General features: G+C 43.6%; 1 protein-coding gene. It reads right to left on the bottom strand.

Going from position 1 to position 1,612, the window contains the following annotated elements; all coding sequences use genetic code 11:
* The coding region (locus tag DXA74_RS03300; protein WP_199666071.1) for a hypothetical protein at nt 1-1,528 on the bottom strand (1,528 nt) is incomplete at its 3' end.
* Between the last annotated feature and the right edge of the window lie 84 nt (nt 1,529-1,612).

The following is a 1,612-nucleotide window of genomic DNA, read 5'->3' as shown; positions in this document are numbered from 1 at the left end:
ATTGTGCATCCAGATTGAGGGTGTAGAGATAATCCACCTGGCTGAGCGTTTCGAATCCTTCCTGTGCAGATGTGAGGCGTTCCCAGTCTGCGGAGGCCTTGAATCCGGCGTGCCACTTGGAATAGCGATAGTCTATGCCTATGTTTGGAGAAACATGCAGATTCTGTACGATGCTCTTCTGGAAATCATCAGTCGTGCCCGCATTGGCGAAATCTACACTGCGGTCCAGTCTTATATCCGTATTCATGTTGAGGAACCAACGCTGTTTCTTACCAAAGGATTGACTGTAATTTCCTGAGAACCAAAATCCTCTGTTTCCGTCAATATTCCAGGGGGTATAGGTATAACCTCCGGTCTGTGGATTGAAACGGCGTAACTGTCCTATGGCATTATTGATTGTATATAAGGAGAGACCCAGACTCCAAAGACGCGTTTTTTCCTGCTTGAATCCTGCCCATTTTGTACCCAGATAATATTCATAGGATGATTTTAGAGAAGGATTTCCGAGATAGACAGCCAGAGGGTTGCTGTCGTCACATACGTCAAGCATTAAAGTCTGTGAAGGTGATCTGTGCTGCATATCAAAGTGTAACTCCACTCCCTTGAACGTGACAGTTATATTCGGCCACGTAAATACCTCCCTTCGAATATTGGATTGTTCTCCCTTCGGCCGCCATTCATTCAGACGTTCGTATGTGATGTTAAGCGGAAGACGGGCTGATATCTGCAAATCTTCAGTATTATAGGACCATCTCAATTGTGGTGAATGAAACCAATAAAAGTATGAACGGTGGTAGCTGTTTAGCGAATCCATGCAATGCTTATACAAATCAGTTGCAGAAGGAAGTAGCCCGATAGGAGCCTTATCGGGCATCCATTCATTGCCCAGCCGGTCCAGTCTGTAAAGCATACGCTCGGAAGAATGGAATTCCTGGGTGTAACCATAGGTAAAAAACAGTTTCTGTTTTTTATTGGATATAAAAGGCCAATCAATCATAATACGATAAATATACTTACTTTTGGGCCGATTGTCATAACGATTGCGTTTGTCGGCCGTCTGGTTTGCTGTGAGCAGGTTGTAGTGTTGCATATCATACCCCCGTTCATGGTTGTATTCATAGAACAGTGATAAATGAATATGATTCAAATTCCATGCTTTCAGGCTTATGTCTGTATCCATATTTCCGTTAGTACTCCATTTATGTGTACGGCCAAGGTCCTGAGTGGCAAGCAGGTTGAGAAAGTCTTTCCCACAGTTGCTTGTCATGAAGATAGAGTCCAGTCCTTGGTGTCCCAGCAGTCTGTTTCCTTCGGCAGAAAGGTAATTCCCATCTGTCCGTCCGTAAGAATAAGAAATCACTGGTATATAACGTATATATGATTTGGGAATGATGAAAATAAATTTATTAGTCCAGCTGGCATAAGTATTCTTGTTGCGTTGTTCGCGATAGGCTGTAGTATGGACTGCATCTGTTTCCGGGAGGAACGAAGTGGCTGATGTGAATTGTTTCAGATCCCCATTGTCCATCCCTGTCTTAAGGATTGAATTGTAACGTATTTTGCGGTCATGACTCTCTATGTAGTAGAAGGCTCCTGCTTCCGCAGTTTTGTT

This window comes from Bacteroides sp. OF04-15BH (genome assembly GCF_003477995.1).
Taxonomy (GTDB): Bacteria; Bacteroidota; Bacteroidia; order Bacteroidales; family Bacteroidaceae; genus Paraprevotella.
Note: the sequence above shows the minus strand (reverse complement) of the source record. Positions and strands in the feature narration are given on the sequence as shown.